The sequence below is a fragment of the Burkholderia paludis genome, assembly GCF_000732615.1.
In the GTDB taxonomy this organism is placed as follows: Bacteria; Pseudomonadota; Gammaproteobacteria; order Burkholderiales; family Burkholderiaceae; genus Burkholderia; species Burkholderia paludis.
This window is the reverse complement of sequence record NZ_JPGL01000062.1, coordinates 1-25,036: the sequence shown is the minus strand read 5'-3', so window position 1 is coordinate 25,036 and position 25,036 is coordinate 1. Positions and strand designations below refer to the sequence as shown.

Below are 25,036 nucleotides of genomic sequence, written 5' to 3'. Positions count from 1 at the left end.
GGTCTCGCTATCCGCATGAGGTCCGCCGGCCGGGCCTTGCACTTCCTCGCGACTCTTTCCCCACGACGACGATGAGCGACATTCCCTACCAGACGATCGACACCCGTGCGTTGCACGGCCTCGCGCAACCCGACCGCATCGCGCCCGCGATGTATCACGATCCCGCGCTGTTCGAAGCCGAGCTCGACCGCATCTTCTACCGCACCTGGATCTGGGTCGCGCACGAGAGCGAGCTGCCGAACCCGGGCGATTTCATCACGACGACGATCGGTCGCCAGCCGGTGATCGTCGTGCGCGACAGGACCGGCGAAATCAACGTGCTGCAGAACCGCTGCCGCCATCGCGGCGCGACCGTGTGCGAATCGCACAAGGGCAACGCGAAGGGCTTCACGTGCCCGTATCACAGCTGGTCGTACGCGCTCGACGGCACGCTGCGCGCGCTGCCGTACGGTGACGGCTACGAAGGCGTGTGCGAAAAAGGCGACCTGCCGCTCGTGAAGCTGCGCGTCGGCGTGTACCAGGGCCTGATCTTCGCGAGCTTCAACGACGCGATCGAACCGCTCGAGGATTTCCTCGGCGGCGCGAAGCCGTGGATCGACCTGTTCATGAAACAGGGCGCCGGTTATCCGATCAAGGCAAACGGCGAACACAAGTTCAAGTTCAAGGGCAACTGGAAGATCCAGCTCGAGAACACGACCGACCTCTATCACTTCCCGGTCGTGCACAAGTCGTGGATGAAGTCGATCGACGACGAGACGGCCGCCGCGATCACGAGCTTCATGACGAGCGAAGACGCGTTCTGCCGCGGGCTCGGCAACGGCCACAGCCTCGCGGTGCTGATGCCCGAGCTGATCGATCTCGACAAGGACGACGGCGCGCCGCTGCCCGAGCGCTTCGCGCCGCTCGCGGCGAAGCTCGCCGAGCGCCACGCGCCGGACGAAGTGCGCCGCATCGTGCGCTCGCTGATGGGCGTCGGGTTCAACCTGAACCTGTTCCCGAACCTTGCGCTGTCGATGGCGTTCTTCCGCGTGCTGCGGCCGATCTCCGCGAACGAAACCGAGATCCGCCACGTTGCGCTCGCGATGGACGGCGGCCCCGACGAAGCAAACCGCGAGCGGCTGCGCATACACGAACACTTCCAGGGCCCGTTCGGCTTCGGCAGCCCCGACGACGCGGAAGCGTGGGAGCGCGTGCAGCGCGGCGCGCACGCGGGCCCCGACGTGCCGATCCTCGTGAATCGCGGGCTGAACCGCGAAACCACCGCCGCGAACGGCGAAAAGACCGCGCACGCGACCGACGAAACCGGGATGCGCGAGGCCTACCGGCAATGGCGCACGATGATGGAGCAAGCATGATGGATGACCGCAACGCCCTTTTCTCGCAGCAGACCTTCGCCCGCGCGGTCGAATTCGTGTGGCGCGAAGCCGAGATGCTCGACCGTCGCGACTATCGCGCCTGGCTCGACCTGTGGGATCCGGCCGGCCATTACGTGGTGCCGATCGATCCCGACACGACCGATTTCGCCGCGACGCTGAACTACGTGTTCGACGATCAGGACATGCGCGAGAAGCGCGTGCAGCGGATGGTGTCCGGTTACTCGGCGTCGGCCGCCGACGCGGCACGCACGGTGCGCACCGTGTCGCGCTTCACGCTGGAAAGCAGCAGCGCCGATACCGTCGAGCTGAAATCCGCGCAGGTCGTCGTCGCGTACAAGCGCGGCGTCGCGACGCTGTTCGCGGCCGACGTCACGCACAAGCTGTACGTCGACGCCGAAGGCGAGATGCGGATTGCCGGAAAGGTCGTGCGCCTGATCGACTCGACCGAAGCGCTCAGCGCGATCGGCTTCCTGCTGTAAGCCGTCGCCGGTTCGCCGCTGCCAACGCAAAGGTGAGCCGGCAACCTTCACCTTTCCGGACGACCATGCCCACCCTCGAAGTTTTCCTGCCGGCCGGCCATGACGATGCACGCAAGGCCGCGCTGATCGCGCGGCTCACCGATGCCACCGTCGACGCGATCGGCGCGCCGGCCGAAGCCGTTCGCATCCTGCTCAATGAATTGCCGGCGACCCACATCGGGCTCGGCGGCCGCAGTGCGGCGGACGGCGCGCCGCCGTCGCTGCCGGTGATCGTCGCGATCCTGATCGCCGGCCGCACCGATGCGCAGAAGCGCGCGCTGATCGCCGCGTTGTCGGAAACGAGCGCGAGTGTGCTCGATGCGCCACTGCAGGCGACGCGCGTCATGATCAAGGATATTCCGAACACCGATTTCGGCATCGGCGGCCAGACCGCGCGGGCGCTGGGGCGCTGATCGTGCGCCGCGCGCCGCCACGGGCTCGTCGCACGCAGCGGCAGCGCTGGCTACGACTGCGCGCCCGCGAGCGGCAGCGTCACGCGGCAGTCGAGCCCGCCGCCATCGGCCGGGCTCGCACCGATCCGGCCGCCGTGGCGCGTCACGATGCTCTTGCACAGCGACAAGCCGATCCCGTTGCCGCCGGCCTTCGACGACGAGAAGCCGTCGAACAGCCGGTCGTGCGCGCCGGCCGCAATACCCGGGCCATTGTCGATCGCGCGCAGCTCGGCGTGCCCGGCCACGTTCGCGGTGCCGAGCGTCAGCATGCGCGGCACGCGTTCGCAACCGGCAAACGCCTCGATCGCATTGAACGCGAGATTCAGGATCACCTGCCCGATCAGCACACGCTCGCAGCGGATCGGCAGCGGCGTTCCGGCCTGCACGATCGCGACCGTCACGCCGGCCTCCTTCGCACGCAGTTCGATGAAATACGCGACGTCCGCGAGGATGTCGCGCAAGTCGGCGAGCGCGACGACCGGCTCGCGCTTCACGATGAACTCGCGCACGCTCTTGATGATCAGCGCCGCGTGCTCGGCCTGCCGGTCGGCGCTGCGCAGCCCCCAGATCGCGTCGTCGACCGCGCCGCGCCCGTTCAGCCGCTGCACCGCCCCTTCGATGAAATTGCGCACGGCCGCGAGCGGCTGGCTCAGCTCGTGCGCGATCACGCTCGCCATCTCGCCCATCGCGTTGGTGCGGCCCGCGTGTTCGAGCATGCGCGCTTCGGTGCGGCGTGCCTCCTCGATCGCGACTTCATCGCTCACGTCGCGGAACTGCACGAGCAGCCCGTCGAGATCGTCCTCGATCTCGACCTGCCGGCACAGGATGCGCAGCCAGCACGGCGAGCCGTCGCGCCGCACGATCCGGTAGCGCTGCGGCGCGGACGGGCAGGCGGACGGCGCATCGCGCAATTGGGCGACGAGCCGGTCGCGGTCGGCCTCGGAGCAGTAGTCGAGCACCTCGCCGAGCGCTTCGTCGGGCGCGAGCCCGAGCACGCGGCGCCCCGACTCGCTGATGAACTGCACGCCGCCGTGCGGCGTGACGACCGCGATACCCTCGTCGAGATCCTGCATGAATTCGCGCAGCCGCGCCTCGTAGCGGCGCAACTGCTGGCGGACCGCCTCTTCCGCGCTGATGTCGCGGAACTGCACCATCACGACGTCGCGCCCGCGCAGCGGCACATAGGTGGCGGTGGCCTCGGACAGCATGTCGACGCCCGTGCGCGAGCGGTAACACCACTCGTACACCTGTGGCCCGTCGACGAGCGCGCGATCCCACGCGCTCACGGCGATCTCGCGCTGGTATTTCGGCTCGGGACGCGTCATGTCCGGCGCCTTCAGCGGCAGCAGTTCCTCGACGGTAAAACCGAGCGCGATGCACGCGGCGCGATTCGCCCACACGATCGCCTTCGTGTGCGCGTCGTGCAGCAGCACGCAGGTGGTCAGCGCGTCGAGCAGCCGGTGGAAATCGTCTTCGTCGGGGAAACTCATGATCGGGTCCGGATGAAGGCGCGCGGCGTCGCGCGGCCGGAAACCCAACATAGCACCGCCGCGCGCCGGTCGCATCTGAAGATTTCTTTAGCGCGGCACGGAACGTCACCAGTCGTGCAGCCCAACGCACCAATTGCCGCGTGTTTTCTGCGTTTCTAGACTGCTTGCATCGTCGTGCCGCTACCCAGGACAGCACGCATGCCGCCCGCATCCGAACCCTTGTCCGCCCAGGAGACAACCATGCCGCAAGCCGCCCTCGCCGTCGAACCCGTGCCGTCCTCGCCGCCCGTGACAGGCGCCGCGGCCGCACAGCTGTCGCCGCTCGACGCCGTGATCGAGACCGTCGCCGCGCGCCGTGACGAATTCGACCGTCTGTCGCATGTGCCGCGCGACGTGATCGCGCTGTTCAAGCAGGCCGGCATCTATCGCGCGGGTACGCCGCGCCGTTTCGGCGGCGATGCGCTCGCGCCGACCGCGTTCCTCGACATGATCGAACGGATCGCGACCGCCGACGGTTCGGCCGCATGGGTCGCGAGCTTCGGCTCCGCGAACGTCTATCTCGCCGCGCTGCCGCTCGAAACCCAGGCCGAGCTGTACGCGAGCGGCCCCGACCAGGTGTTCGCGGGCGGCCTGTTCCCGGTGCAGCCCGCGCAGGCCGCCCCGGGCGGCTGGTACGTGGACGGCACATGGAAATTCGCGAGCGGCTGCAAGGGCGCGGACTGGCTCGGCGTCGGCATCGCCGTGCCGGGCGCGCACGACGCCGCGCCGAACAAGCCGCGCACGGCCGTGTTCCGCGCGGCCGACGTCGAGATCGTGGAGAACTGGAACGTGGTCGGCATGCAGGGCACCGGCAGCCACGACCTGCGGGTCGCGCACCGCTTCGTGCCCGAAGCGTGGACCTTCGTGCGCGGCGGCGAGCCGACCGTCGACGAGCCGCTGTACCGTTACCCGACCGTCGCCTATGCCGCGCAGGTGCTGGCCGTCGTCAACCTCGGGCTCGCGCGCGCGGCGCTCGACGTGGTGAACCGGATGTCGGGCGGCCGGCAGACGACGACCGGCGCGCCGCGTCTAGCCGACCGCGCGTACTACCGCATCGAGCTCGCGAAGGCCGAGGCGCAACTGCGCTCGGCGCGCGCGTTCTTCTACGACGCGACCGACACCGTGTGGCAGTCGATCCTCGCCGGCCACCCGGTGACGCCCGAGCAGGTCAGCCTGCTGCGGCTCGCGGCCACGCAGATCGCGCGCGAAGGCGCGAGCGTCGTCGAACGCGCGTACCGCCTCGGCGGCACCGCGGCGATCTATCGCACGCACCCGCTGCAGCGGCTGCTGCGCGACGCGATGGTCGTCACGCAGCACGCGTTTCTCGCCGAAGGCAACTTCGACGGCGCCGGCGCGGTGTTCACCGGTGCGACGCCGTTTCCCGGCTATCTGTAAGCGCGTGAGCCGCAACCGTTTGAATGCGCATGACGCCCGGGCGCCGTCGCCCGCCGGCTCATGCGTCCGACCGATTCTTCTGGAGAACCCGATATGTCCGATTCGAATCCGCTGCCGCTGCGCGTCCTGTTCTGCTGCGGCGTGTCGCAGAACTTCTTCGACCTGCCGCGCGAGAAGATCGGCGAAGTGTGGCAGGCGTACGGCGCGATGCTCGCGGCCGTCGAGGCGATGCCCGGCGTGCGCGTGCTCGGCGTGATGGACGACGACCGCCTGGTGGTCGGCCAGGCCGACGGCGCGCCGTGGACGTTCTACATCATGGCCGACGTCGCCGATTTCGACACGACGGTCGCCGTGTGCAACCTGTATCGCACGACCCCCGTCGGCGAATACAACCTGTGGCGCTACGGCAAGATCGAGGCACGGGTCGGCCGCGCGCTGACCGTGCCGCCGGCCGCGAAGCCCGCATCGTGAGCCGCGCGATGACCGCTCTGCCACCGGACCGGATCGACGCACTCGCGCGGCGCATGGCCGCGCTCGACGCCGAGCGCGCGGTGCGCGCGACGATCACGCGCTACATGGCGCTGTGCGACGTGCCCGCCGACGCGGGCGACGGCCCGTCGCTCGCCGAACTGTTCACGAGCGACGCCGTGTGGGAAGGCGTCGGCCCGCAGTACGCGCGGAAGTTCGGCCGCCTCGAAGGCACGGCCGCGATCGTCGCGATGCTGGGCCGCTATCTGCCGCCCGATCCCCATTTCTCGGCGAACCTGCACTTCCTGACGTCGGAGTCGATCGACCTCGACGACGGTCACGCGCATGCGCGCGGCCGCTGGATCATGCTGCAGGCGTCGCGCTACGCGGACGGCTCGGCCGAGCTGATCGCCGCGCGCCTGACCGTCGATTTCGCACCGGCGGCCGGCGGCTCCGCGTGGCTGATCCGCCATTTCCGCACCGAACGCGTGCTCGACGGCCCGTGGCCGCTCGGCGCCGCGCCACGGTCCTGATGCTTCCCTCCGCTTTCGCACGATACCGACCATGACAGGCTTCATCGACACCTTCACGCTCGGCGGCCCCGGCCCTACGGTCGCGATCAAGGACACGATCGACATCGCGGGCCATCCGACCCGCGCGGCGAGCCGCGCGCTCGCCGATGCGCCGCCGGCGACGCGGCACGCGGACGTGGTCCGCCTGCTGCTCGACGCAGGCTGGCAGATCGCCGGCAAGGCGAACATGCACGAACTCGCGTTCGGGATGACCGGCCTCAACGACTACACCGGCACGCCCGTCAATCCGCAGGACGCCGCGCGCATTCCCGGCGGCTCGTCGAGCGGTTCCGCGTCGCTCGTCGGGCTCGGCACGGTCGACGCGGCGCTCGGCACCGACACCGGCGGCTCGATTCGCGGGCCCGCCGCGTGCTGCGGCGTGGCCGGACTGAAGCCGACGTTCGGCCGCGTGTCGCGGCGCGGCGTCGCGCCGGCCGATACCACCCTTGATTGCGTCGGACCGTTCGCACGCGATATCCGCACGCTCGTCGCCGTGATGGCCGCGATCGCGCCGGGCTTCGATCGCGCGCTCGCCGCGGCCTCCATGGCGCGCTGCACGGTCGCGCACATCGCCGTCGACGCCGATCCGGCGATCGCCGCCGCGCTCGACGCCGCCCTCCGTGCGTCGGGCCTAAGCTCGCACGGGGTCGTGCTCGACGACATGCCGGCCTCGTTCGCGGCCGGGCTCACCGTCATCAACGCGGAAACGTCCCGCGCGTTCGGTCACCTGGTCGAAACGGGCCGGCTCGGCGCCGATCTCGATGCACGCCTGCGCGCGGCCGCGACGACGACACCGACCGCCCTCGCCGAAGCCGAAGCCGTCCGCGCACGTTTCACCGCGCAGGTCGATGCGGCGCTCGAGCACGCGGACGCGCTCGTGCTGCCGACGCTGCCCGCGCTGCCGATCACGCTGCGCCAGGCGCGCGACGGCGTATCGGTCATCGCGATGTCGTCGCTGATCCGGCCGTTCAACCTGAGCGGGCATCCGGCGCTCAGCCTGCCGCTGCCGCTCGCCGGTTCACCGCTGAAGGCGGGCCTGCAGATCGTCGGGCGCAAGGGCGCGGACGAACAGGTCTGCGCGATCGCGGCGCACTTCGAAGCGGCGCTTGCCGCATGAATCACGATGCGGGCGCCGTGCCCACCGGCATGCGCCCGCGAACCAGGGAACCACGCACCATGTCAGATCGAGTCGTCCTCGTCACCGGCGCCGCGCGCGGGCTCGGCGCCGTCATCGCCGAACGCTTCCATGCGGCCGGCTACCGCGTCGCACTGGCCGATATCGCCGCCGATGCCGTTCAGGCGCATGCGCGCGATCTCGACCCGAGCGGCGAACGCGCGATCGCGCTGCCGCTCGACGTCACGTCGAAGCGCGATTTCGAAGCCGCGCGCGATGCGCTCGTCGCGCGCTGGGGCACGATCGACGTGCTCGTCAACAATGCGGGCGCGTCGAAGGTCGTGCCGGCGATGGAGATCACGGCCGAGCAGTTCGACCGGGTGATCGACGTGAACCTGCGCAGCGTGCTGTTCGGCTGCCAGGTGTTCGGCCGCTATTTCGCGGAACGCGGCGCGGGCCGCATCGTCAACATCGCCTCGCTCGCCGGGCAGAACGGCGGCTCGGCGACGGGCGCGCACTACGCGGCCGCGAAAGGCGGCACGCTGACGCTCACCAAGGTGTTCGCCCGCGATCTCGCCGCGCAGGGCGTGACCGTCAACGCCATCTCGCCGGGCCCGCTCGACCTGCCGATCGTGCATGAAAGCGTGGCGCCGGAAAAGCTGCGCCAGGTCCTGGCAAGCCTGCCGGGCGGCAAGCTCGGGTCGGCCGGCTTCGTCGCGGATGCCGCCGTGCTGCTCGCGTCGGGCGACGCGCATTTCGCGAACGGCGCATGCTGGGACATCAACGGCGGGCTCTACATGCGCTGAGCCCGGCCGGCCCTATCGCGACGACTCGCCGTCGTCGCCCCACACGACCATCACGTCGCGCACGAGCGCGGCGATCGACGTCGCGCCGAGCTTCTCCTTGATGCTCGCGCGATGCACGTCGACGGTCTTCACGCTGATCGACAGGTCCGACGCGATCTGCTTGCTGCCCTTGCCGTCCACGACGCCGCGCAGCACCTCCTTCTCGCGCGCGGTCAGCGCATCGAGCCGCTGGCGCAGCTCGCGGTGGCGCCGGCTCACCGCGTGCCGCTGCTGCGCGAGCCGCAGCGCGCGCTGCACGCGTTCGAGCATCTGCTGCGAGTTGTACGGCTTCTCGACGAAATCGATCGCGCCGTTCTGCAGCGCGCGCACCGACATCGGGATGTCGCCGTGCCCGCTGACGAAGATCACCGGCAGCGTCGCGCCGCGCGCGTTCAGTTCGGCCTGCACGTCGAAGCCGCTCTTCTCGGGCATCCGCACGTCGAGCACGAGGCATGCGGGCAGGTTCACGTCGAAGCGTGCGAGGAAATCGGCGGCGCTCGCGAACCCTTCGGACGCGATGCCGACCGATTCGAGCAACCACGCGAGCGACGTCCGCATGCCGCTGTCGTCGTCGACGATGTATACGATCGGTGCGGGTGCCATCATCGCGGGTGTCTCGCTGAATATCGGTATGGGTATCGCACACGCCGCGCGAAAGGCCGTCGGCCGGCTCCTCGCGCGTCGTTCGCCGGGGGGTGTGCGGCACATCATAACGAGCCGAAAACCCGCTGGAAACCCCTTCACAGGCCGCACGAACGCACAATCGCGGTTTTTTTCGCGCGGGGCGCCGCGCATCTAGGTAGAACCTTTAGACGCGTTGGCGGGAACGCCATCCCGATCGTCAATCGTGCGAATGGTCGGCCGTATTTTCGTGACGTACGCTCGGGTCATCGTCGGCGATCCGGCGCTGCACCGGCAGCGCCGCGCGAGCGCCGCTTTCGTCCAACCAGGAGTGTCCATGTCTTCCACGACCGATATCCGGCAACCGGCGCGCGTCGAACCGACCGACGCGCAGAAGGCCTTCCGCCAGGCGATGGCCCACCTCGGCGCGGCCGTCAACGTGATCACCACCGCCGGGCCGCACGGCCGCTGCGGCATCACCGCGAGCGCCGTGTGTTCCGTCACCGACGCGCCGCCGACCCTGCTCGTGTGCCTGAACCGGTCGAGCGCGATGCACGCGACCTTCGAGCGCAACCGCCATGTCTGCATCAACGTGCTGCCGGCCGAGCACGAGTTGCTCGCACGGCACTTCGCAGGACTCACCGACCTGCCGATGGAGCGGCGTTTCGACCTGCCCGTCTGGGATCGCGGCGAGCAGGACGTGCCCGTGCTGCGCGACGCGCTCGCGAGCCTGCAGGGCACGATCGCCGACATGAAGGAAGTGGGCTCGCATTCGGTGATGTTCATCGAGGCGACGGCGATCCGCGTGCGCGACGACGGCGACAGCCTCATCTACTTCAGCCGCGCGTTTCATCGCGTGTCGCGCACCGCTTGCGCGCGGTGACGCCCGCCTGACTACGCGGGCTTGCGCAACGCGCGCTGCCCCGCCGCGAGCGCGGCGCCCGCGAACAGCGTCAGCGCCGAATACACGAGCCCGCGCGCGAGCCCCGCGCTGTCCGACACCCAGCCGATCGCGACGGGCCCGGCGATCTGGCCGAACGCGAAGACCGTCGTGAACGCGCTGATCCCTTTCGCCCACCCGTCGGGCGGCAGGTTGTGCCGCACGAACGCGGTCGTCGACGCGACGGCCGACAGGAACGTCGCGCCGAACAGCACGCCCGAGGCGAATGCGGCGACCGGATGCACGACCATCGCCGGCATCAGCGTCGCGATGCCGAGCAGCGCGTTGAGCACGGCCAGCGCCTGGCCGCCGCGCATCCGGTCGAGCAGCCCCGACCACAGCCGCGCCGACACCACGGTCGCGACGCCGAGCATCACGTAGAACGCGGCGACCACCGTGCCGCTCATCCCCGCGCCGCGCAGCAGCGCGACGATGAAGGTCATGTACCCGATATAGCCGACGCCGAACAGGCCGTACCCGGCCAGCGCGAGCGCAAAGCGGGCCGCGCTCGCATTCGCGCCCGATGTCGCGCCGTCGCGCGGCGCGGCCGGCGCCGCATGCGCGCGCTCGATGCGACGCGCGGCCGACACGGCCGCCGCCGAGAACAGCACGCAGGCGCACGCGAGCGCGAACCACGCGGGCTGCCAGCCGTGCGCGCCATGCGCGAGCGTGGCCGGCACGAGCAGCGACGACGCGACGACGCCCCATCCGGTGCCGCCGTAATAGAGGCCGAGCAGCAGCCCCGCGTCGCGCGGCGACGCCGATGCGAGCCGCGCGGCCAGCACGCCGCCGCTGATGAAGATCAGCGCGCTGCCGACGCCCGTCGCGAGCCGCTCGACGAGCAGCGCGTGCATGCCCGACGTGAGCCCGCACGCGGCCATCAGCAGCGCGGTCAGTGCACAGCCGGCCGCCAGCAGCGTGCCCGCGCGCCAGCGCCGCGACAGCGACGGAAACGCGAGTGCGCCGACCAGATAGCCGGCCGCGTTCGCCGTGTTCAGCGCGCCGGCCTGCGCGAAGGTCCAGCCGAGATCGGCCTTCATCGGCGGCAGCAGCAATGCATAGGAGAAACGCGCGAGGCCGAGCGCGATCGCGCTGCCGAGCGACAGGCAGATCGCGAGCCGCCACGCGGCGATGCGGTCGGAATCGGTGGCGCCGGCGTCCGGCCGCGAGGGGCCGGCGCGTTCCGGTTGCGGCGCTGCGCGCATCGGGGTGTCTCCTTCGTCGTTCGAGTCGCGCCGCCGCAATGGCGGCGGCAGCAGCGGCGTGCTCAGGCTTCGGCCGCCGCCGGGTCGCCGAGCCACTTGAACATCACCAGGCAATCGACGAAGCCGAACCGCGCGTGACGGTATGCGCGCGGCAGGCGGCCGACGATCTCGAAGCCGAGCTTGCTCCACAGCGCGACCGCCGCGTCGTTGGTCGCGACCACGGAGTTGAACTGCATCGCGAGAAAGCCGCGCTCGCGCGCGATCTGCTGCGAGTGCTCGCACATCAGGCGCGCGACGCCGCGGCCGCGTGCGGCCTCGCTCACCATGTAGCCGCAGTTGGACACGTGATTGCCGGGCCCGGCAGCGTTCGCCTTCAGGTAGTACGAGCCGAGCACCGCGCCGTCTTCCTCGGCGATCCACGTGCAGAGCGGTGCGTCGAGCCACAGGGCGCGCGCCGCTTCGGGCGTCGGCGCGGGATCGAATGCGTAGGTTTCCTGAGCGGCGACGACCGCGCGGTAAATCGGCCAGAAGCGCGGGAAATCGTCGTCGGTCATCGGGCGAATCGAAATCATGCGGATGCTCTCGTGAAGGTCCTGCGTGAAGGTAGCCGATCGTACCGCGATTCGTCACCCGCCGCCGTCCCGCAGCACGCCGCTGCGGTACACGCCCGGCGGCACGCCGTACCAGCGCTTGAACGCCTGCGAGAAGCTCGACAGGTCGCTGAAGCCGAGCCGCTCGGCCACGTCCGTGAGCGACAGGCGCGCGTCGCCGAGCAGCGTCTCGGCCATCACGCCGCGCGCCTGCGCGAGCAGTGCCCGGAACGTCGTGCCCTCCTCCTGCAGCCGGCGCTTCAGCGTGCGCGGGCTCGTGTTCATCAGCCGCGCCATGTCCTCGAGCGAAAACGGCGCGGTGCCGGACGTCGCGCCCAGATACTGGCGCACCATCTCCGACGTGCCCAAGCGTGCGCGCCGCGCGTCGACCAGTTGCGCGCACATCTGTTCGCACATCGACACCGTCAGCGGATTCGCGTGCGGCAGCGGCCGGTCGAGAAACGCGCGGTCGAACGCAAGGCTGTTCGCGCGCGCCGAGAACACCGGCTCGACGCCCGCGATCGGCGGCACGACGAGCGACGGCGCACGCGCGGCCTGCAGCGTGAAGCGCGACAACGCGAAATCGTCGCTGGCGATTTCCTGCAGCAGCACGGCTGCCGCCGTCATGTCGCGTTCGACGAGAAACCGGCTCAGGTCGCCGTCGAGTTCCGGCGCACCGAAATTGAGCACGCCCATGCCGTGCTCCTCGCGGTACGTGATGACGGTGTACGCATACGTGAGCGGCAGGAAGCGCATCGCCAGCGCCAGCGCGTCGTGCCCGGTCGCGCTCGCGATCAGCCCGTAGCCCCACACGCCGTATGCGGAAAAGTGATAGCGCAGGCCGGCCTCGAACCCGAGGCCCTGCGCGCGCCCGAGCGCGCGCAGCAGGTTGCCGGTCAGCCGCAGTTCCTGCGCGGCCGTCACCTCGACGTTCGGGTCGTCGAGCTGCGTGTCCGCAAGCCCCGTGCCGGCCAGCAGTTTCGCGTGCGGCACGCCGCGTTCGTCGCCGAAATCGACCAGCAGCCGGGCGCTGGCCGGACTCCGGGTGAAATCCCAGAAGCTCATGCGGAGAAACCCTCGAAGCGCCGATTTGGCCCAAATACTAAAACAATTGTCCCGAAGCAGCATTGGTGTTTTCCCATGCGGGCAGCACCATCGACGTCATTCAGCCGTCGCCCGAACGACGCCATCGCCCCGCAGGAGACACCATGCGACCGAGTCGCCCGACCGATCCCGCCCCCGAAGAAGAATGCCCGCGCGCGGCGCCCGCCGACGCGCCCGCGACGCCGCGCGTCGCTTGATCCATCGACCATCAGGAGACGATTCCATGAGCAAGACTTTCGACTACATCGTTGTCGGCGGCGGTTCGGGCGGCTGCGTCGTCGCGGGGCGGCTGACCGAGGACCCGGCCGTGACCGTCTGCGTGCTCGAGGCCGGCGGCCGCGGCGACGGCGCCGTCGTCAACGTCCCGACCGGCGCGGTCGCAATGCTGCCGACCCGCGTGAACAACTGGGCGTTCGACACGGTGCCGCAGCCGAGGCTCGGCGGGCGCATCGGCTACCAGCCGCGCGGCAAGGCGCTGGGCGGCTCGTCGGCGATCAACGCGATGGTGTACATCCGCGGCCACCGGGTCGACTACGACGGCTGGGCCGCGCTCGGCAATGAAGGCTGGGCGTACGACGACGTGCTGCCGTACTTCCGCCTGAGCGAGCACAACGAGCGCTTCGCCGACGAATGGCATGGCCGCGACGGCCCGCTGTGGGTCAGCGACCTGCGCACCGGCAACCCGTTCCACGCGTGCTACCTGGAAGCCGCCCAACAGGCCGGCCTGCCGCTCACCGACGATTTCAACGGCGCGCAGCAGGAAGGCATCGGCATCTACCAGGTCACGCAGAAGCACGGCGAACGCTGGAGCGCGGCGCGCGCGTACCTGCTGCCGCACGTCGGCCGCCGCGACAACCTGACGGTCGAGACGCATGCGCAGGTGCTGCGGCTCCTGTTCGACGGCACGCGCGCCGTCGGCGTCGAAGTGCGGCAGCACGGCGAGGTCCGCACGCTGCGCGCGCGCCGCGAAGTCGTGCTTGCAGCCGGCGCGTTGCAGACGCCGCAGTTGCTGTTGCTGTCGGGCGTCGGCCCGGGCCGCGACCTGCAAGCGCTCGGCATCCCGGTGCACGCCGATCTGCCCGGCGTCGGGCGCAACCTGCAGGATCATCCGGATTTCATCCTCGGCTACCGCACGCGCAGCGCCGACACGATGGGCGTATCGGTGCGCGGCGGCCTGCGCATGCTGCGCGAGTTCGCGCGTTTTCGCCGCGAACGGCGCGGGATGCTGACGTCGAATTTCGCGGAAGGCGGCGGCTTCCTGAAGACGCGCGCCGGGCTCGACGCGCCGGACATCCAGTTGCACTTCGTGGTCGCGCTCGTCGACGATCACGCGCGCAAGCTGCATGCCGGCCACGGGCTGTCGTGCCACATGTGCCTGCTGCGGCCGCGCAGCCGCGGCACGCTCACGCTGAACGGCGTCGATCCGCTCGCGGCGCCGCGCATCGATCCCGCGTTCCTCGACGATCCGCGCGACCTCGACGACATGGTCGCGGGCTTCCGGCTCACGCGCCGGCTGATGGAGGCGCCGGCGCTCGCGCGCTGGATCACGCGCGACCTGTTCACCGCGAACGTCACGACCGACGACGAAATCCGCGACGTGCTGCGGCGGCGCACCGACACCGTGTATCACCCGGTCGGCACGTGCCGGATGGGACACGACGCACTCGCCGTCGTCGATCCGCAACTGCGCGTGCGCGGCCTGCAGGGGCTGCGCATCGTCGATGCGTCGGTGATGCCGACGCTGATCGGCGGCAACACCAACGCGCCGACGATCATGATCGCAGAGAAGGCCGTCGACATGATGCGCGGCGTGTCCCGCGCAGCGGCGCGGCAGGATGCGGAATCCGACGACGACACCGCCGCGGCAACCGGGCGCGACGACGCCCCTGCTTCACACGCCACGCTCACTGCCGTCCCGTCGGAGGAAACCCGCCATGCTGTCGCCTGATCCTTCCCGCCTCACCGAAGCCGACGCCCCGCTGGCGGCGATCGTCATCGGCGCCGGCTTCGCCGGCATCGGCATGGCGATCGCGCTGCAGCGCGCCGGCATTCACGATTTCGCGATCCTCGAACGCTCGCACGACGTCGGCGGCGTGTGGCGCGACAACAGCTACCCGGGCGCGGCGTGCGACGTGCCCTCGCACCTCTACTCGTTCTCGTTCGAACCCAACCCGGCGTGGTCGCGCGTGTTCGCGCCCCAGCCCGAAATCCACGCGTACCTGCGGCATTGTGCACGCAAGTACGGCCTCGCGCGCTACCTGCACTTCGGCGCGCAAGTCGAACACGCGCGCTACGACGAAGCCGCCGCGCTGTGGCGCGTCACGCTCGCCGACGGCACGACGCTGAGCGCCGCCGTGCTCGTGAGCGGCACCGGCCAGTTGAGCCGCCCCGCGCTGCCCGACCTGCCCGGCATCGACACCTTTCGCGGCCGTGCGTTCCACTCCGCGCACTGGGATCACGACTATCCGCTCGCCGGCAAGCGGGTGGCCGTGGTGGGCACCGGCGCGTCGGCGATCCAGTTCGTCCCGGCGATCGCCGGCGACGTAAGGCGCCTCGTTGTGTTCCAGCGCTCGCCGGCCTACGTGATGCCGCGCCCCGACCGCGCCTACCGCCCGTGGGAGAAGGCGCTGTTCCGGCGGCTGCCGGGGGCGATGAAGCTGCATCGCGCGTCGATCTACCTGCGCTACGAATCGCGCGCGATCGCGTTCACGCGCCTGCACGGGCTGATGGATTTCGCGGTCGGCCGGCCGTTTCGCAAGCTGCTCGCGCGCGACGTGCCGGACGCCGCGCTGCGCGAGCGGCTCACGCCCGACTACCCGATCGGCTGCAAACGCATCCTGCTGTCGAGCGACTACCTCGCCGCGATGAGCCGCGACAACGTCGCGCTCGTCACGCAGCGGATCCGGCGCGTGACCGAAGACGGCATCGAGACCGTCGACGGCGTACACCACCCGGTCGACGCGATCGTCTACGGCACCGGGTTCGCGGCCACCGAGTTCCTGTCGCCGATGCGCATCACGGGCCGCGACGGGCGCGACCTGAACGACACGTGGCGACGCGGCGCGCAGGCGTATCTCGGGCTTGCCGTGCCCGGCTTTCCGAACTTCTTCATGCTGTACGGCCCGAATACCAACCTCGGCCACAACTCGATCGTCTACATGCTCGAAAGCCAGATCGCGCATGTGATGCGCTGTCTGCAGACGATGCGGCGCGACGGCGCGCGCGAGATCGACGTCGACGCACGCCGCTACCGGCGCTTCAACGCCCATGTGCAGCAGCGGCTCGAAGGGTCGGTGTGGAACAGCTGCAAGAGCTGGTACGTCGATGCGTCGGGACACAACAGCACGAACTGGCCGGGCTTCACGCTGACCTACCGGTGGCTCACGCGCTTAACCGGGCTGTCCGCGTACCGCCTCACGCATCCGCTGCCCGATGCGGCCGCGCCGGCGCACGGCGCCGTCGTCACGCCGCCCGCCGGCCGGCTGGAGGCACTCTCCGCCGCGTCGCTGCGCGGCTTCCTGCGCGTGGCGTTCCGGCCGCTGATCGGGCCGCCGTTCGGCGCGCGCATGCAGCGCCGCGTCGTCGCGCTGCTCGCGCCGCTGATGCCCGGCGCGGGCGGCACGCTGCGCTACCGCCTGAGCGCGCGGCGTGTGCCGGTCGAAGTGGTGGCGCCGAAGCGCGGCGACACGGGCGGCGCGATCCTGTATCTGCACGGCGGCGCGTTCTGCCTCGGCGGGCCGCATACGCATCGCGGCGTGACGACCCGGCTCGCGAACGACGCCGGCCTGCCGGTGTGGGTGCCCGATTACCGGCTGGCCCCCGAGCACCCGAGCCCGGCCGCGCTCGACGATGCGCTGGCCGTGTACGACACGATGCGTGCGCAGGGTCATGCGGCGCACCGGATCGTGATCGCGGGCGATTCGGCCGGCGGCGCGCTGGCGCTGGCGCTCGCCATCGCACTGCGCGCGCGCGGCGAGCCGGCCGCCGCCGCGCTGCTGCTGATCTCGCCGGTGACCGACCCGGCGCTCGGCGGCGCGACGCTGGCCTCGCGCCGCCACGACGATCCGATGATCCGGCGCGGCTGGCTCGAACAGGGGCTGCGCTGGTACCACGGCGCCGGCTCGACGGCTGCGCCCGGCCCGCTCGACGTCGACCTGCACGGCCTGCCGCCGATGCTGATCCAGGCCGGCGACCAGGAAGTGCTGCTGTCGGATGCGCAGCGGCTCGCGCGTCATGCGCAGGCGTGCGGCGTGCCGTGCCGGCTGGAGATTCACGCGGCACGCTGGCACGTGTTTCATCTGCAGGCGTTTTACCTGCGCTCGGCGCGGGACGCGTTGCGCACGCTGGCGGGGTTTGCGTCGGAACGCGTCGCCGCATCGCCGCATCGCCGCGACGGTGTGACGGTGTGACGGTGTGACGGTGTGACGGTGTGACGGTGTGACGGCGTGACGGCGTGACGGCGTGACGGCGTGATGGCGTGATGGCGTGACAGTGAAGCGGTAACACGCCGCGACCAGTGCCGCGCGTCACCGCCTCACCTCTTCCCCACTCGATCGCACGGCGCACGCTCAGCCACCGCCACCGCTTGCGACGAAGCGACATCGTCTTGCGAAAACCGGCCGTTTATTTTTTTCCGTCACACGGGGCCGTCATGATCTCCCGCAGCCCCGGCCGCGCGCCGGGGCGACGGCCCACCCACCTCGGCGGAGACATCATGAAAACAAGCCATACCCTCGGCGCGCTTGCGCTGCTCTGTTGCATCGGCATCCAGTGCGCGGCGCCGGCCTTCGCCGACGAACCGAAGAAGGTCGCGTTCGTCGACACCGGCAACACCGGCCGCAGCGTGATGGCCGAAGCGATCGCGAACCAGCTGATCGCGCAGCGTCACGCGCATGTCTCGGTGATCTCGCGCGCGGTCGACGAGGATCCGTACGACGAAAAGCCCGAGGAAAACGGCGTGATCCTGATGAAGCGGCGCGGCATCGACACGTCCGCGCATCGCGCGGTGCAGTTGAACGCAAACGACGTCAAGCATTCCGACGTGATCCTGACGATGACCGACAAGCACAAGGAGAAAGTGCTCGCGCTCTACCCGTCGGCAGCCGGCAAGGTGTTCACGCTCGCCGAATACGCGACCGGGAAGCACCTCGACGTGCCCGACGCATGGGGCAAGCCGATCGACTTCTACGAATCGGTGACCGCGCAGCTCGACACATATCTCCCCGCCGCGCTCGACAAGGTCGCGACGGCCACGCCGGCGAAGCAGTAACGCTCGAAGGCCTGTCGGTTCGTACGGCGCGCAATGCGCCGGCGCCGGCAGGCTTGCCGTTCACGTCTTTCCCTCCAACACCCCGCCCGCCGCGCATGCCCGCCATCGGGCCATTCACCTTGGCCATTCGGTCAGGTCGTCACCCGGCGCACCGGATGAAAGAATGATCGTCGTTCGGGAAGCCGGTTTCGCTGCCTGAAATCCCGCACCTCGAAGAGGCCGCATGCACTGCCACTGCCGCGCATGCGGCGCGGCGTGTCGCCCCGATTCGCGCATGCGCGTACACCCCGGCGTGCGCCATCCGGCGGCTCGCACGCCCCCTCCTTTTCCATCCACCCTTTTTGTAGCTTATAAGTTACAATGCTCTCCAGGTTCGAACTGCTTCGCTACCAGCGCGACGATGGCCGCGAGCCCTTCACCGAATGGTTGAACGCCGTGCGCGACAAGCTTGCACAGGCCCGGATCCGCGAACGCCTGCGCCGCGTGCAGACCGGCAACTTCGGCGATTGCGAGCCTGTCGGCGAAGGCGTGATCGAACTGCGCGTCCACATCGGCGCCGGCTATCGCGTGTATTTCGGGCGATACGGCAGTGCACTGGTGCTGTTGCTGTCTGGCGGCGACAAGAGCAGTCAACCCGACGACATCAGGCGCGCCAAGGAACACGGGTCGAACTGGAAACGGAGGCAAACATGACCAAGCTCAAAGGGGCGGTGTCGCACCACGACGCGGAAGTCGCCGAACTCGGCGCCGATCGCGAACTCGCCGTGGCCTACCTGCGCGTCGCGATGGAGTCGCTCGACGATCCCGACAACCGCGCGGCCGGCCTGCTCGCGCTGCGCACCGTCGCGGAAGCGTACGGCGGGCTCGGCGCCGTCGCGGCCGAAGCCGGCATCAGCCGCGAATCGCTGTATCGCACGCTGTCCCCCAACGGCAACCCGACGCTGAAAACGCTGCTCGCGGTGCTCAAGACCGTCGGCTTGCGCCTGTCCGTCGTCCCCGCTCAGCCGGCGCACCGCCCGCTCACGGCCTGACGGTCCACACCAGCAGCATCTCGGCCGGTGCGGCCGTCATGCCCGCCGGCGGACGCGCGATCGTCGGCTCGACCGCCAGCGCCTGCGCGATCGTCGCCGGATCGTCCACCGCCGTCGTGCGCACGATCGTCATCAGCCGCGCCGGCCGGCGCAGCGTTTCGCGATACAGCGCGCCGTACCACAGCGGCCGCATGCCGAGCGCGTCCTCCAGCACGTACGGATAGCGCCACAGCCGCAGCACGAGGCGGCTGGCCGGCTCGCCCGGATCGACGCGCACGAACACGCGGCGCGTGCTTTCGCCGTGCGTGTAGCGCGGCAGCACGGGCAGCGCATCGGGCGCCGCCTGCGGCGACAGCCAGCGCAGCGCGGCAGCCGGCGACCACGGCGTCGCGCGCTGCCAGCCGGCCCGCGCGAGATGGCGGTCGAGCGTGTCCGACGTTGCGCTCCATTGCAGCGGCAGATACTCCTCGCGGTCGCCGCCGATCTCGGTGCGACGCGTCGGCACACGCTGCCACCCGCCGCGCAGCCACTGGTCGACGGTCATCGCGACCACGTCGCCCGCGTGCGGCCGCGACGCCCGGTCGAGCCGCCATTGCGCGGGGATCGTCCATACGCCGACCGTCGCGAGCACCACGACCACCGCGACGAGCGCGCCGCGCGGCTGCACATGCTCGTTCACGCGCCAGTAGGCATGGGCGCCCGCGAGCAACGCGAACCAGGCCAGCCCGAGGCTCCAGCCGCCGAGCAGGCCCGACAGCCACGTGTCGCCGACGTACAGCCGCGCGAAGCCGCCGAGCACGATCCAGAGCACCACCGCCGTCACGACCGGAATGCGCCAACGTGCAGGCCGGTCGCGCGTCAACACCCAGCCGAGGCCGCTGCTCGCGAGGATCGCGAACGCAGCGTCGCCATCGGGCAGCGGCACGTGCAGCGCGCCGGGCGGCAGGTTCGCGGGCATCGCGCCGGGCCCGCCCGCGCCGAACACCGGCCCGAGCGCGACGGCGACGGCGATCGTCAGGAGCCACCACGCGGCCGTCAGCCAGCAGCGATGGATCATCAGCCAGACGAGCAGCGCGGCCGCGACGATCAACCCCGCATCGTGCCCGTGCAACACCGCGAGCGCGCGCATCGCGACGTCCGCGGGCGGCGTGCGCAGGTTCTGCAGGAACGCGTACAGCGCGATGTCGGCGTGCATCAGCGAATCGTTCGCGACGACATCCGGCACGAGGTCCGCGAACAGCCACACGCAGCCGGTGAACAACAGCGCAAGCCCGGGCACCGCGCCCGGCAGGCGACGCCCCCGCGCGATCGCGTCGTGCAGCCGCGCGCCGAACCGCGGCCAGCGGCGCGCGCCGGCATGCCCGGCCTCGGCGAACGCGCGGCGCAGCAGCGGCCAGCCGCGCCGCAACGCGACGCGCACGCCGATCCACACGAGCGCGACCAGCGCGGCAACGACCAGCAGGATCACGGCGACCCGCACGCTGATCGCCGCGGCCAGCGCGGCCGACGCGCCGAACAGGATGCCCGGCGCGACGTGCACGGGCGCCCACACGAGCGCCGAGATCAGGTTGACCGGATAGAACGACCGGCGCGGCAGCGCCGCACAGCCGACGACGACCGGCACGACCGCGCGCACCGGCGCGAGAAAGCGCGCGAGCACGATGCTCTTCATCCCGTGACGCAGCACGAATTCCTCGCCGTGCGCATAAGCGGCCGCATAGCCGAAACGGGCCCATGCGTTGCGGATCACGCCGCCGTAGTGCCGCCCGAGTTCGTAGCTGATCCCGTCGCCGATCACCGCGCCGACGGCGGCGACGCCGATCGTCGTCCACGCGTCGAGCGCGCCCGCGCCGATCAGCGCACCGGCCGCGAACATCACGGCGCCGGCCGGCACGACCGTGCCGATCAGCGCGATCGCCTCGGCGCACGCGGCCACGAACACGATCGCCAGCACGAGCAGAGGATGCGCGCCGATCGCGCCGATCCACGCGTGGATCGTGTCGCTCATCGCGCGCTGCGCGGCAGGCCGGCCCGGCGTGCGGACACCGGGCAGGCAGCGGCGCGGGAAAGGTTCATCGCGCGTTGCGCGCGGCCGCGCCGGCGGGCGCGGTCAATCGAACTCGTGCCGTCGCGCATCGGCCTCGAGCGGCGCGTCGTGGTAGCCGACCGTCGCGATCTCCTGCAGGTAGCGCGCGAGAAACGCGCCGATCGATCCGGCGGCCTCGTACTGATGCACATGACGGAATTCATGGGTCAGCAGGCGGCGCGAGTCCTGCCCGCGCAACACGTACACCGCATGACCGAGCGTGAGCCCGATCGTCCCCGGCGACAGCAGCCCCGTGTCGCGGGCGATCGCCGCGAGCGAGGGCGTGTCGGGGAACGGCATGCGCTCGACCGTCACGACGCGGACCCGCTCCGGATGCTCGACGCCCACCGTGCGCGCGTCGTCGGCTTGCGCCGCCGTCAGCGGCGCGCCCTGCGCGATGCCGCGCGCCGCCTCCGCTTCGGCCCATGCGACGGCAGCGGGCAAGGCGGACGGCAGGATATCGGCAAGATCGGTCATCGCGGGGCTCCTCGGGTCGTGGCGTGGCATCGGGCACCAGTTTAGTCCCGAATCGGGCGGTTCGCGGCCGGCACGCGCCACAAGGTTCAGGTGCGCCCCGGCCGCGCCCCGCATCGGGGCATACCCGGATCCGGCGCACTCCACCTCGTACGCTTTCCCCCGGATTATTTCGCTTGAGTGCACATTCCGGGATCAATCATCTCGAAAATTTCCCGGATGAGTATCGCTTTCGGATTCCGCGGAATATATTGATCAGAAGAACGACCGCGGCAATCACCGGACGGCAGGGCGCGGTGTCATCCCGAAGAGGATCGCTCGATGATCAGGGTAATTCTGGCTGACGACCACGCAGTCATGCGGGACGGACTGCGTTACATCCTGGAAATGGCCGGCGGGTTCGAAATCGTCGGCGAGGCGAGCGACGGCTCGGCCACGCTCGCGCTGGTCGAGCGCGGCACCGCCGACGTCCTGCTGCTCGACCTGTCGATGCCCGCGCCGACCGGCATCGAGCTGATCCGGCTCGTGAAGCACCACGCGCCGTCGCTGCGCACGCTCGTGCTGACGATGCATGCGGAGGCGCAGTACGCGGCGCGCGCGTTCAAGGCCGGCGCGACCGGCTACCTGACGAAGGACAGCGCGACCGCCGAGCTTGTCGAGGCCGTCGGCAAGGTCGCCGCGGGCGGCATCTACGTCAGTCCGTCGGCCGCCGAAAGCCTCGCGCGCACGCTGCGCACGCCGGCCGCGACGCTGCCGCACGAACGGCTGTCCACGCGCGAGCTCGACGTGATGCGCCGCATCGTCGCGGGCCAGACCGTCACGCAGATCGCGTCCGAACTCGCGCTGAGCGCGAAGACGGTCAGCACCTACAAGACGCGGATCCTCGAGAAGATGGAGCTGCCGCACGAAGCCGCACTGGTCCGCTACGCGGTGCGCCACGATCTCGACCTCGGCGTCGGCGACGCATGACGGCCGCCCTCCGCTTCCCGCCCGCGCCGCCCGACGACGACGATCCGGACGCGTCGCACCTGTTCATGTCGTCGCTGCCGCCGGGCCGCCGCGAACGGCGGCTCGCGCTCGCGACCGTGCTCGTGTCCGCCGTGATCTTCGCCGCGCTGGCGCCGTTCGCGGGGAGGCCGCTCGCGCCGGGCGGCGGGTTCATTCCCGTGTACCAGTCGGCGATCGTCGTCAACGACATGGTGACGGCCGGCCTCCTGCTCGGCCAGTACGCGATCCTGCGCGACAAATCGCTGCTCGTGCTCGCGGGCGGCTACCTGTTCACGGGTTTCATGGCCGGCACGCACATGCTGACCTTTCCCGGGCTGTTCGCGACGGCCGGCCTGCTCGGCGCCGGCGACCAGACCACCGCGTGGCTTTACCTGTTCTGGCACAGCGGCTTTCCGCTGACGGTCGCCGCGTACGCGCTGCTGCGCACGACGCCGCCCCCGATCCCGGCCCCGCGACACCGCACGGCGATGCCGATGATGCTGTGCATCGCGGCCGCGGCTGCGGCGACGGTCGCGCTCGCGCTGTTCGCGACCGCCGGCCACGCATGGCTGCCGCGCATCATGAACGGCAACCGGATGGCCGCGCCGATGGCGAACGCGATCTCCGTCGTCTGGGGACTGAACCTGATCGCGCTGCTGCTGATGTGGCAGCGACGCCGCCGTCACTCGGTGCTCGATCTGTGGGTGATGACCGTGCTCGTCGCGTGGCTGTTCGACATCGCGCTGTCGTCGATACTGAACCAGGGGCGCTACGATCTCGGCTTCTACGCGGGGCGTGCATACGGCCTCGTCGCGTCCGGCGTCGTGCTGTTCGCGATGCTGTTCGAGAACGGCCGGCTGCACGCGCAGACGGTGCGCGCGCTGGCCGGCGCACGCTACCAGCACCTGCTCGTCGTGCAGAAGAGCGCGCAGCTGAACGATGCGAACGAACGGCTGGAGCAGCGCGTCGCCGCGCGCACCGCGCAACTGAGCGCGTCGAACCGCGACCTGCGGCGCGAGGTCGAGGAGCGCGTGCGCGCGGAGCGTGCACTGCAGGCGTCGCGCGAGGAACTGCGCGAGATCGCCGCGATCAGCGCGAGCGCGCGCGAAGCCGAGCAGCGCCGCATCGCGCGCGAACTGCACGACGAACTCGCGCAAACGCTCGCGACGCTGAAGAACGATCTCGAATGGCTGCTCGACCGCGTGCCGCAGGACGACGCGCTGCTGGCGCGCAAGATCGCGGCGATGCACGGGCTGGCGCGCGATGCGGTCGCCGCGACGCGTCGCATCGCGTCGGACCTGCGCCCGCTGATGCTCGACGATCTCGGCTTCGCCGCGGCAATGCAATGGCTCGTGGAGGATTTCCGGCGCCGTCACGGCATCGACTGCGCGCTGCACGTCGACCCGCCCGAGCTGCAGCTCGACGAGCCGTACGCGACGGCCGTGTTCCGCATCGCGCAGGAAGCGCTCGCGAACGTCGCGCGGCATGCCGCCGCGTCGCATGCGAGCGTCGCACTCGCCTGCGGGCGCCGGGCGATCGCGCTGACGATTCGCGACGACGGCACGGGCTTCGATCCCCGCCTGCCGCGCAAGTCGGGCTCGTTCGGGCTGGTGGGCCTGCGCGAGCGCGCGTATCTCGTCGGCGGCACGCTGCGGATCGCGACGACGCTCGGCGAGGGGACGACGATCGACGTGGAGATTCCGCTGCCGCATGTGCCCGTCGCGGCCGCGCCGCGCGGGGATGGGCGGGCGCGGGTGGATTGACGCGGGCGGCGATGCGCGCCGCCGCGCCGGTCGCGCGTCAGTAGCAGTCGTCTTCCCGCTGATGCCGTACGGCGAGAATCGCGACCTGCTCGGCCGCTTCGACCTGGAACAGCAGGACATGGCCCGCTGCGCCGAAGGAAACGAGCTGCTCGCGCAGGAACGGGTTGTCATCGTCGATCTTGCGGCACGTGAACGGAAACAGCGAAGCACGGCGACGCCTTGTGCGATCGCGTCCGCAGCCCGCGCCGCCACCTCAACATCACGTTCGAGCCAGTATCGATACAGGCTCGCAAGGTCCTCGCGCGCCGCTCGCGTATATCGAACCCGATAGATCAATCAGCCGCCTTCGCCGCACGCGCCGCCGTCAGCATGCCCTCGAGCTCGGCCTGTACGTCGGTGGCATCGACGTATTCACCGGTACGACGCGCGTCGTCGCGCGATGCCGGGCCGCGGGCGACGAACCCGCGCTGCCGGCGTCGACGCGCAATGCCGTCGCGCAGCGCGGACGCCATGAACGCAGACAGCGTCTCGTTTTCCCCAAGGACCGACTCCGCCGCCTCCCGCAGTTGCGGATCGACGCGCAGCGCCGGCATGGTCGCGGTTTTCATCGCCTTCCTCGCGCATTACATGTGTAATGCACGACAGCACGCCCGCCTTTTGCGTGCATCCGGATATGCCCCCCGCCCCCCCCCGCCCC

General features: G+C 70.5%; 24 protein-coding genes and 1 pseudogene. 16 read left to right on the top strand and 9 right to left on the bottom strand.

The window, feature by feature from the left end:
* Window positions 1-71 precede the first annotated feature (71 nt).
* The 3 genes from GQ56_RS0130445 to GQ56_RS0130435 all read left to right on the top strand — a co-directional run bounded on the left by GQ56_RS0130445 (window position 72) and on the right by GQ56_RS0130435 (window position 2,307).
* A complete protein-coding gene (locus GQ56_RS0130445) occupies window positions 72-1,355 on the top strand; it encodes an aromatic ring-hydroxylating oxygenase subunit alpha (protein ID WP_031402250.1) in 1,284 nt (427 codons plus the stop codon).
* On the top strand, window positions 1,352-1,855 hold the full coding sequence (locus GQ56_RS0130440; protein WP_031402249.1) for an aromatic-ring-hydroxylating dioxygenase subunit beta: 504 nt from the start codon (window positions 1,352-1,354) through the stop codon (window positions 1,853-1,855). Before GQ56_RS0130445 ends, GQ56_RS0130440 begins: the two co-directional genes overlap by 4 nt.
* A gap of 65 nt (window positions 1,856-1,920) precedes the next feature.
* A complete protein-coding gene (locus tag GQ56_RS0130435) occupies window positions 1,921-2,307 on the top strand; it encodes a tautomerase family protein (RefSeq protein WP_031402248.1) in 387 nt (128 codons plus the stop codon).
* Between the two features lie 50 nt (window positions 2,308-2,357).
* Here the strand turns inward: GQ56_RS0130435 and GQ56_RS0130430 are convergent, their stop codons facing one another.
* On the bottom strand, window positions 2,358-3,911 hold the full coding sequence (locus GQ56_RS0130430) for an ATP-binding protein (RefSeq protein WP_031402247.1): 1,554 nt from the start codon (window positions 3,909-3,911) through the stop codon (window positions 2,358-2,360).
* A 165-nt stretch (window positions 3,912-4,076) separates the two neighbouring features.
* Here GQ56_RS0130430 and GQ56_RS0130425 point away from each other — a divergent pair, with 165 nt between their 5' ends.
* The 5 genes from GQ56_RS0130425 (at window position 4,077) to GQ56_RS0130405 (ending at window position 8,230) form a co-directional block, all read left to right on the top strand.
* Window positions 4,077-5,270, top strand: coding sequence for an acyl-CoA dehydrogenase family protein (locus GQ56_RS0130425; RefSeq protein WP_031402246.1), 1,194 nt, complete (start codon window positions 4,077-4,079; stop codon window positions 5,268-5,270).
* A 93-nt stretch (window positions 5,271-5,363) separates the two neighbouring features.
* Window positions 5,364-5,741 carry a hypothetical protein gene (locus GQ56_RS0130420; RefSeq protein ID WP_021161073.1) on the top strand — a complete coding sequence of 126 codons (378 nt, stop codon included), beginning with the start codon at window positions 5,364-5,366 and terminating at the stop codon, window positions 5,739-5,741.
* An 8-nt stretch (window positions 5,742-5,749) separates the two neighbouring features.
* Window positions 5,750-6,271 (top strand): nuclear transport factor 2 family protein, encoded by a 522-nt coding sequence (locus tag GQ56_RS0130415; protein WP_031402245.1) that lies wholly within the window; start codon window positions 5,750-5,752, stop codon window positions 6,269-6,271.
* Between the two features lie 31 nt (window positions 6,272-6,302).
* The gene (locus GQ56_RS0130410; RefSeq protein WP_031402244.1) at window positions 6,303-7,427 is read left to right on the top strand and encodes an amidase; all 1,125 of its coding nucleotides are present in this window, start codon (window positions 6,303-6,305) and stop codon (window positions 7,425-7,427) included.
* 59 nt (window positions 7,428-7,486) lie between these two features.
* Window positions 7,487-8,230: an SDR family NAD(P)-dependent oxidoreductase gene (locus tag GQ56_RS0130405; RefSeq protein WP_031402243.1), complete on the top strand. Its 744-nt coding sequence runs from the start codon at window positions 7,487-7,489 to the stop codon at window positions 8,228-8,230.
* A gap of 12 nt (window positions 8,231-8,242) precedes the next feature.
* Here the strand turns inward: GQ56_RS0130405 and GQ56_RS0130400 are convergent, their stop codons facing one another.
* A complete protein-coding gene (locus GQ56_RS0130400) occupies window positions 8,243-8,875 on the bottom strand; it encodes a response regulator transcription factor (RefSeq protein ID WP_031402242.1) in 633 nt (210 codons plus the stop codon).
* A gap of 352 nt (window positions 8,876-9,227) precedes the next feature.
* Here GQ56_RS0130400 and hpaC point away from each other — a divergent pair, with 352 nt between their 5' ends.
* The gene (gene hpaC / locus GQ56_RS0130390) at window positions 9,228-9,773 is read left to right on the top strand and encodes a 4-hydroxyphenylacetate 3-monooxygenase, reductase component (protein ID WP_031402241.1); all 546 of its coding nucleotides are present in this window, start codon (window positions 9,228-9,230) and stop codon (window positions 9,771-9,773) included.
* An 11-nt stretch (window positions 9,774-9,784) separates the two neighbouring features.
* Here the strand turns inward: hpaC and GQ56_RS0130385 are convergent, their stop codons facing one another.
* The 3 genes from GQ56_RS0130385 to GQ56_RS0130375 all read right to left on the bottom strand — a co-directional run bounded on the left by GQ56_RS0130385 (window position 9,785) and on the right by GQ56_RS0130375 (window position 12,690).
* Entirely contained in the window at window positions 9,785-11,035 is a 1,251-nt protein-coding gene (locus GQ56_RS0130385) for a YbfB/YjiJ family MFS transporter (RefSeq protein WP_031402240.1), read from the bottom strand.
* Between the two features lie 62 nt (window positions 11,036-11,097).
* Window positions 11,098-11,607, bottom strand: a complete 510-nt coding sequence (locus GQ56_RS0130380; protein WP_031402239.1) for a GNAT family N-acetyltransferase — start codon at window positions 11,605-11,607, stop codon at window positions 11,098-11,100.
* Between the two features lie 54 nt (window positions 11,608-11,661).
* Complete coding sequence (locus GQ56_RS0130375) at window positions 11,662-12,690, bottom strand: AraC family transcriptional regulator (RefSeq protein WP_031402238.1); 1,029 nt, start codon at window positions 12,688-12,690, stop codon at window positions 11,662-11,664.
* A gap of 262 nt (window positions 12,691-12,952) precedes the next feature.
* Here GQ56_RS0130375 and GQ56_RS0130370 point away from each other — a divergent pair, with 262 nt between their 5' ends.
* From GQ56_RS0130370 to GQ56_RS0130350, 5 genes are all read left to right on the top strand, one after another.
* Window positions 12,953-14,677, top strand: coding sequence for a GMC family oxidoreductase (locus GQ56_RS0130370; protein WP_031402237.1), 1,725 nt, complete (start codon window positions 12,953-12,955; stop codon window positions 14,675-14,677).
* Complete coding sequence (locus GQ56_RS0130365) at window positions 14,664-17,138, top strand: alpha/beta hydrolase fold domain-containing protein (protein WP_031402236.1); 2,475 nt, start codon at window positions 14,664-14,666, stop codon at window positions 17,136-17,138. The genes GQ56_RS0130370 and GQ56_RS0130365 overlap by 14 nt, the downstream gene beginning before the upstream one ends.
* Before the next feature lie 305 nt (window positions 17,139-17,443).
* Window positions 17,444-17,998 carry an arsenate reductase/protein-tyrosine-phosphatase family protein gene (locus GQ56_RS0130360; RefSeq protein WP_031402235.1) on the top strand — a complete coding sequence of 185 codons (555 nt, stop codon included), beginning with the start codon at window positions 17,444-17,446 and terminating at the stop codon, window positions 17,996-17,998.
* Between the two features lie 360 nt (window positions 17,999-18,358).
* Window positions 18,359-18,691, top strand: a complete 333-nt coding sequence (locus GQ56_RS0130355; protein WP_031402234.1) for a type II toxin-antitoxin system RelE/ParE family toxin — start codon at window positions 18,359-18,361, stop codon at window positions 18,689-18,691.
* A complete protein-coding gene (locus tag GQ56_RS0130350) occupies window positions 18,688-19,029 on the top strand; it encodes a helix-turn-helix domain-containing transcriptional regulator (RefSeq protein WP_031402233.1) in 342 nt (113 codons plus the stop codon). Before GQ56_RS0130355 ends, GQ56_RS0130350 begins: the two co-directional genes overlap by 4 nt.
* Here the strand turns inward: GQ56_RS0130350 and GQ56_RS0130345 are convergent.
* Window positions 19,019-21,037, bottom strand: a complete 2,019-nt coding sequence (locus GQ56_RS0130345; RefSeq protein ID WP_031402232.1) for a VTT domain-containing protein — start codon at window positions 21,035-21,037, stop codon at window positions 19,019-19,021. The genes GQ56_RS0130350 and GQ56_RS0130345 overlap by 11 nt on opposite strands.
* 102 nt (window positions 21,038-21,139) lie before the next feature.
* Window positions 21,140-21,592 carry a hypothetical protein gene (locus GQ56_RS0130340; protein WP_031402231.1) on the bottom strand — a complete coding sequence of 151 codons (453 nt, stop codon included), beginning with the start codon at window positions 21,590-21,592 and terminating at the stop codon, window positions 21,140-21,142.
* Window positions 21,593-21,910: 318 nt separating this feature from the next.
* On the opposite strand from GQ56_RS0130340, the gene GQ56_RS0130335 reads away from it, so the two are divergent.
* Complete coding sequence (locus GQ56_RS0130335; RefSeq protein WP_031402230.1) at window positions 21,911-22,558, top strand: response regulator; 648 nt, start codon at window positions 21,911-21,913, stop codon at window positions 22,556-22,558.
* Window positions 22,555-24,339, top strand: coding sequence for a sensor histidine kinase (locus GQ56_RS0130330; RefSeq protein WP_031402229.1), 1,785 nt, complete (start codon window positions 22,555-22,557; stop codon window positions 24,337-24,339). Before GQ56_RS0130335 ends, GQ56_RS0130330 begins: the two co-directional genes overlap by 4 nt.
* Before the next feature lie 37 nt (window positions 24,340-24,376).
* On the opposite strand, the pseudogene GQ56_RS46735 reads toward GQ56_RS0130330, so the two are convergent.
* Both GQ56_RS46735 and GQ56_RS0130320 read right to left on the bottom strand, forming a co-directional pair.
* Window positions 24,377-24,675, bottom strand: a pseudogene (locus tag GQ56_RS46735) (type II toxin-antitoxin system RelE/ParE family toxin).
* Window positions 24,672-24,947: a YlcI/YnfO family protein gene (locus tag GQ56_RS0130320; RefSeq protein ID WP_031402227.1), complete on the bottom strand. Its 276-nt coding sequence runs from the start codon at window positions 24,945-24,947 to the stop codon at window positions 24,672-24,674. The pseudogene GQ56_RS46735 and the gene GQ56_RS0130320 overlap by 4 nt, the downstream one beginning before the upstream one ends.
* Window positions 24,948-25,036 lie beyond the last annotated feature (89 nt).

Coding starts and splice junctions, on each gene's coding strand:
- GQ56_RS0130445 (WP_031402250.1), top strand. CDS start 72: ATGAGCGACATTCCCTACCAGACGATCGACACCCGTGCGTTGCACGGC.
- GQ56_RS0130440 (WP_031402249.1), top strand. CDS start 1,352: ATGATGGATGACCGCAACGCCCTTTTCTCGCAGCAGACCTTCGCCCGC.
- GQ56_RS0130435 (WP_031402248.1), top strand. CDS start 1,921: ATGCCCACCCTCGAAGTTTTCCTGCCGGCCGGCCATGACGATGCACGC.
- GQ56_RS0130430 (WP_031402247.1), bottom strand. CDS start 3,911: ATGCGACCGGCGCGCGGCGGTGCTATGTTGGGTTTCCGGCCGCGCGAC.
- GQ56_RS0130425 (WP_031402246.1), top strand. CDS start 4,077: ATGCCGCAAGCCGCCCTCGCCGTCGAACCCGTGCCGTCCTCGCCGCCC.
- GQ56_RS0130420 (WP_021161073.1), top strand. CDS start 5,364: ATGTCCGATTCGAATCCGCTGCCGCTGCGCGTCCTGTTCTGCTGCGGC.
- GQ56_RS0130415 (WP_031402245.1), top strand. CDS start 5,750: ATGACCGCTCTGCCACCGGACCGGATCGACGCACTCGCGCGGCGCATG.
- GQ56_RS0130410 (WP_031402244.1), top strand. CDS start 6,303: ATGACAGGCTTCATCGACACCTTCACGCTCGGCGGCCCCGGCCCTACG.
- GQ56_RS0130405 (WP_031402243.1), top strand. CDS start 7,487: ATGTCAGATCGAGTCGTCCTCGTCACCGGCGCCGCGCGCGGGCTCGGC.
- GQ56_RS0130400 (WP_031402242.1), bottom strand. CDS start 8,875: ATGATGGCACCCGCACCGATCGTATACATCGTCGACGACGACAGCGGC.
- hpaC (WP_031402241.1), top strand. CDS start 9,228: ATGTCTTCCACGACCGATATCCGGCAACCGGCGCGCGTCGAACCGACC.
- GQ56_RS0130385 (WP_031402240.1), bottom strand. CDS start 11,035: ATGCGCGCAGCGCCGCAACCGGAACGCGCCGGCCCCTCGCGGCCGGAC.
- GQ56_RS0130380 (WP_031402239.1), bottom strand. CDS start 11,607: ATGATTTCGATTCGCCCGATGACCGACGACGATTTCCCGCGCTTCTGG.
- GQ56_RS0130375 (WP_031402238.1), bottom strand. CDS start 12,690: ATGAGCTTCTGGGATTTCACCCGGAGTCCGGCCAGCGCCCGGCTGCTG.
- GQ56_RS0130370 (WP_031402237.1), top strand. CDS start 12,953: ATGAGCAAGACTTTCGACTACATCGTTGTCGGCGGCGGTTCGGGCGGC.
- GQ56_RS0130365 (WP_031402236.1), top strand. CDS start 14,664: ATGCTGTCGCCTGATCCTTCCCGCCTCACCGAAGCCGACGCCCCGCTG.
- GQ56_RS0130360 (WP_031402235.1), top strand. CDS start 17,444: ATGAAAACAAGCCATACCCTCGGCGCGCTTGCGCTGCTCTGTTGCATC.
- GQ56_RS0130355 (WP_031402234.1), top strand. CDS start 18,359: ATGCTCTCCAGGTTCGAACTGCTTCGCTACCAGCGCGACGATGGCCGC.
- GQ56_RS0130350 (WP_031402233.1), top strand. CDS start 18,688: ATGACCAAGCTCAAAGGGGCGGTGTCGCACCACGACGCGGAAGTCGCC.
- GQ56_RS0130345 (WP_031402232.1), bottom strand. CDS start 21,037: ATGAGCGACACGATCCACGCGTGGATCGGCGCGATCGGCGCGCATCCT.
- GQ56_RS0130340 (WP_031402231.1), bottom strand. CDS start 21,592: ATGACCGATCTTGCCGATATCCTGCCGTCCGCCTTGCCCGCTGCCGTC.
- GQ56_RS0130335 (WP_031402230.1), top strand. CDS start 21,911: ATGATCAGGGTAATTCTGGCTGACGACCACGCAGTCATGCGGGACGGA.
- GQ56_RS0130330 (WP_031402229.1), top strand. CDS start 22,555: ATGACGGCCGCCCTCCGCTTCCCGCCCGCGCCGCCCGACGACGACGAT.
- GQ56_RS0130320 (WP_031402227.1), bottom strand. CDS start 24,947: ATGAAAACCGCGACCATGCCGGCGCTGCGCGTCGATCCGCAACTGCGG.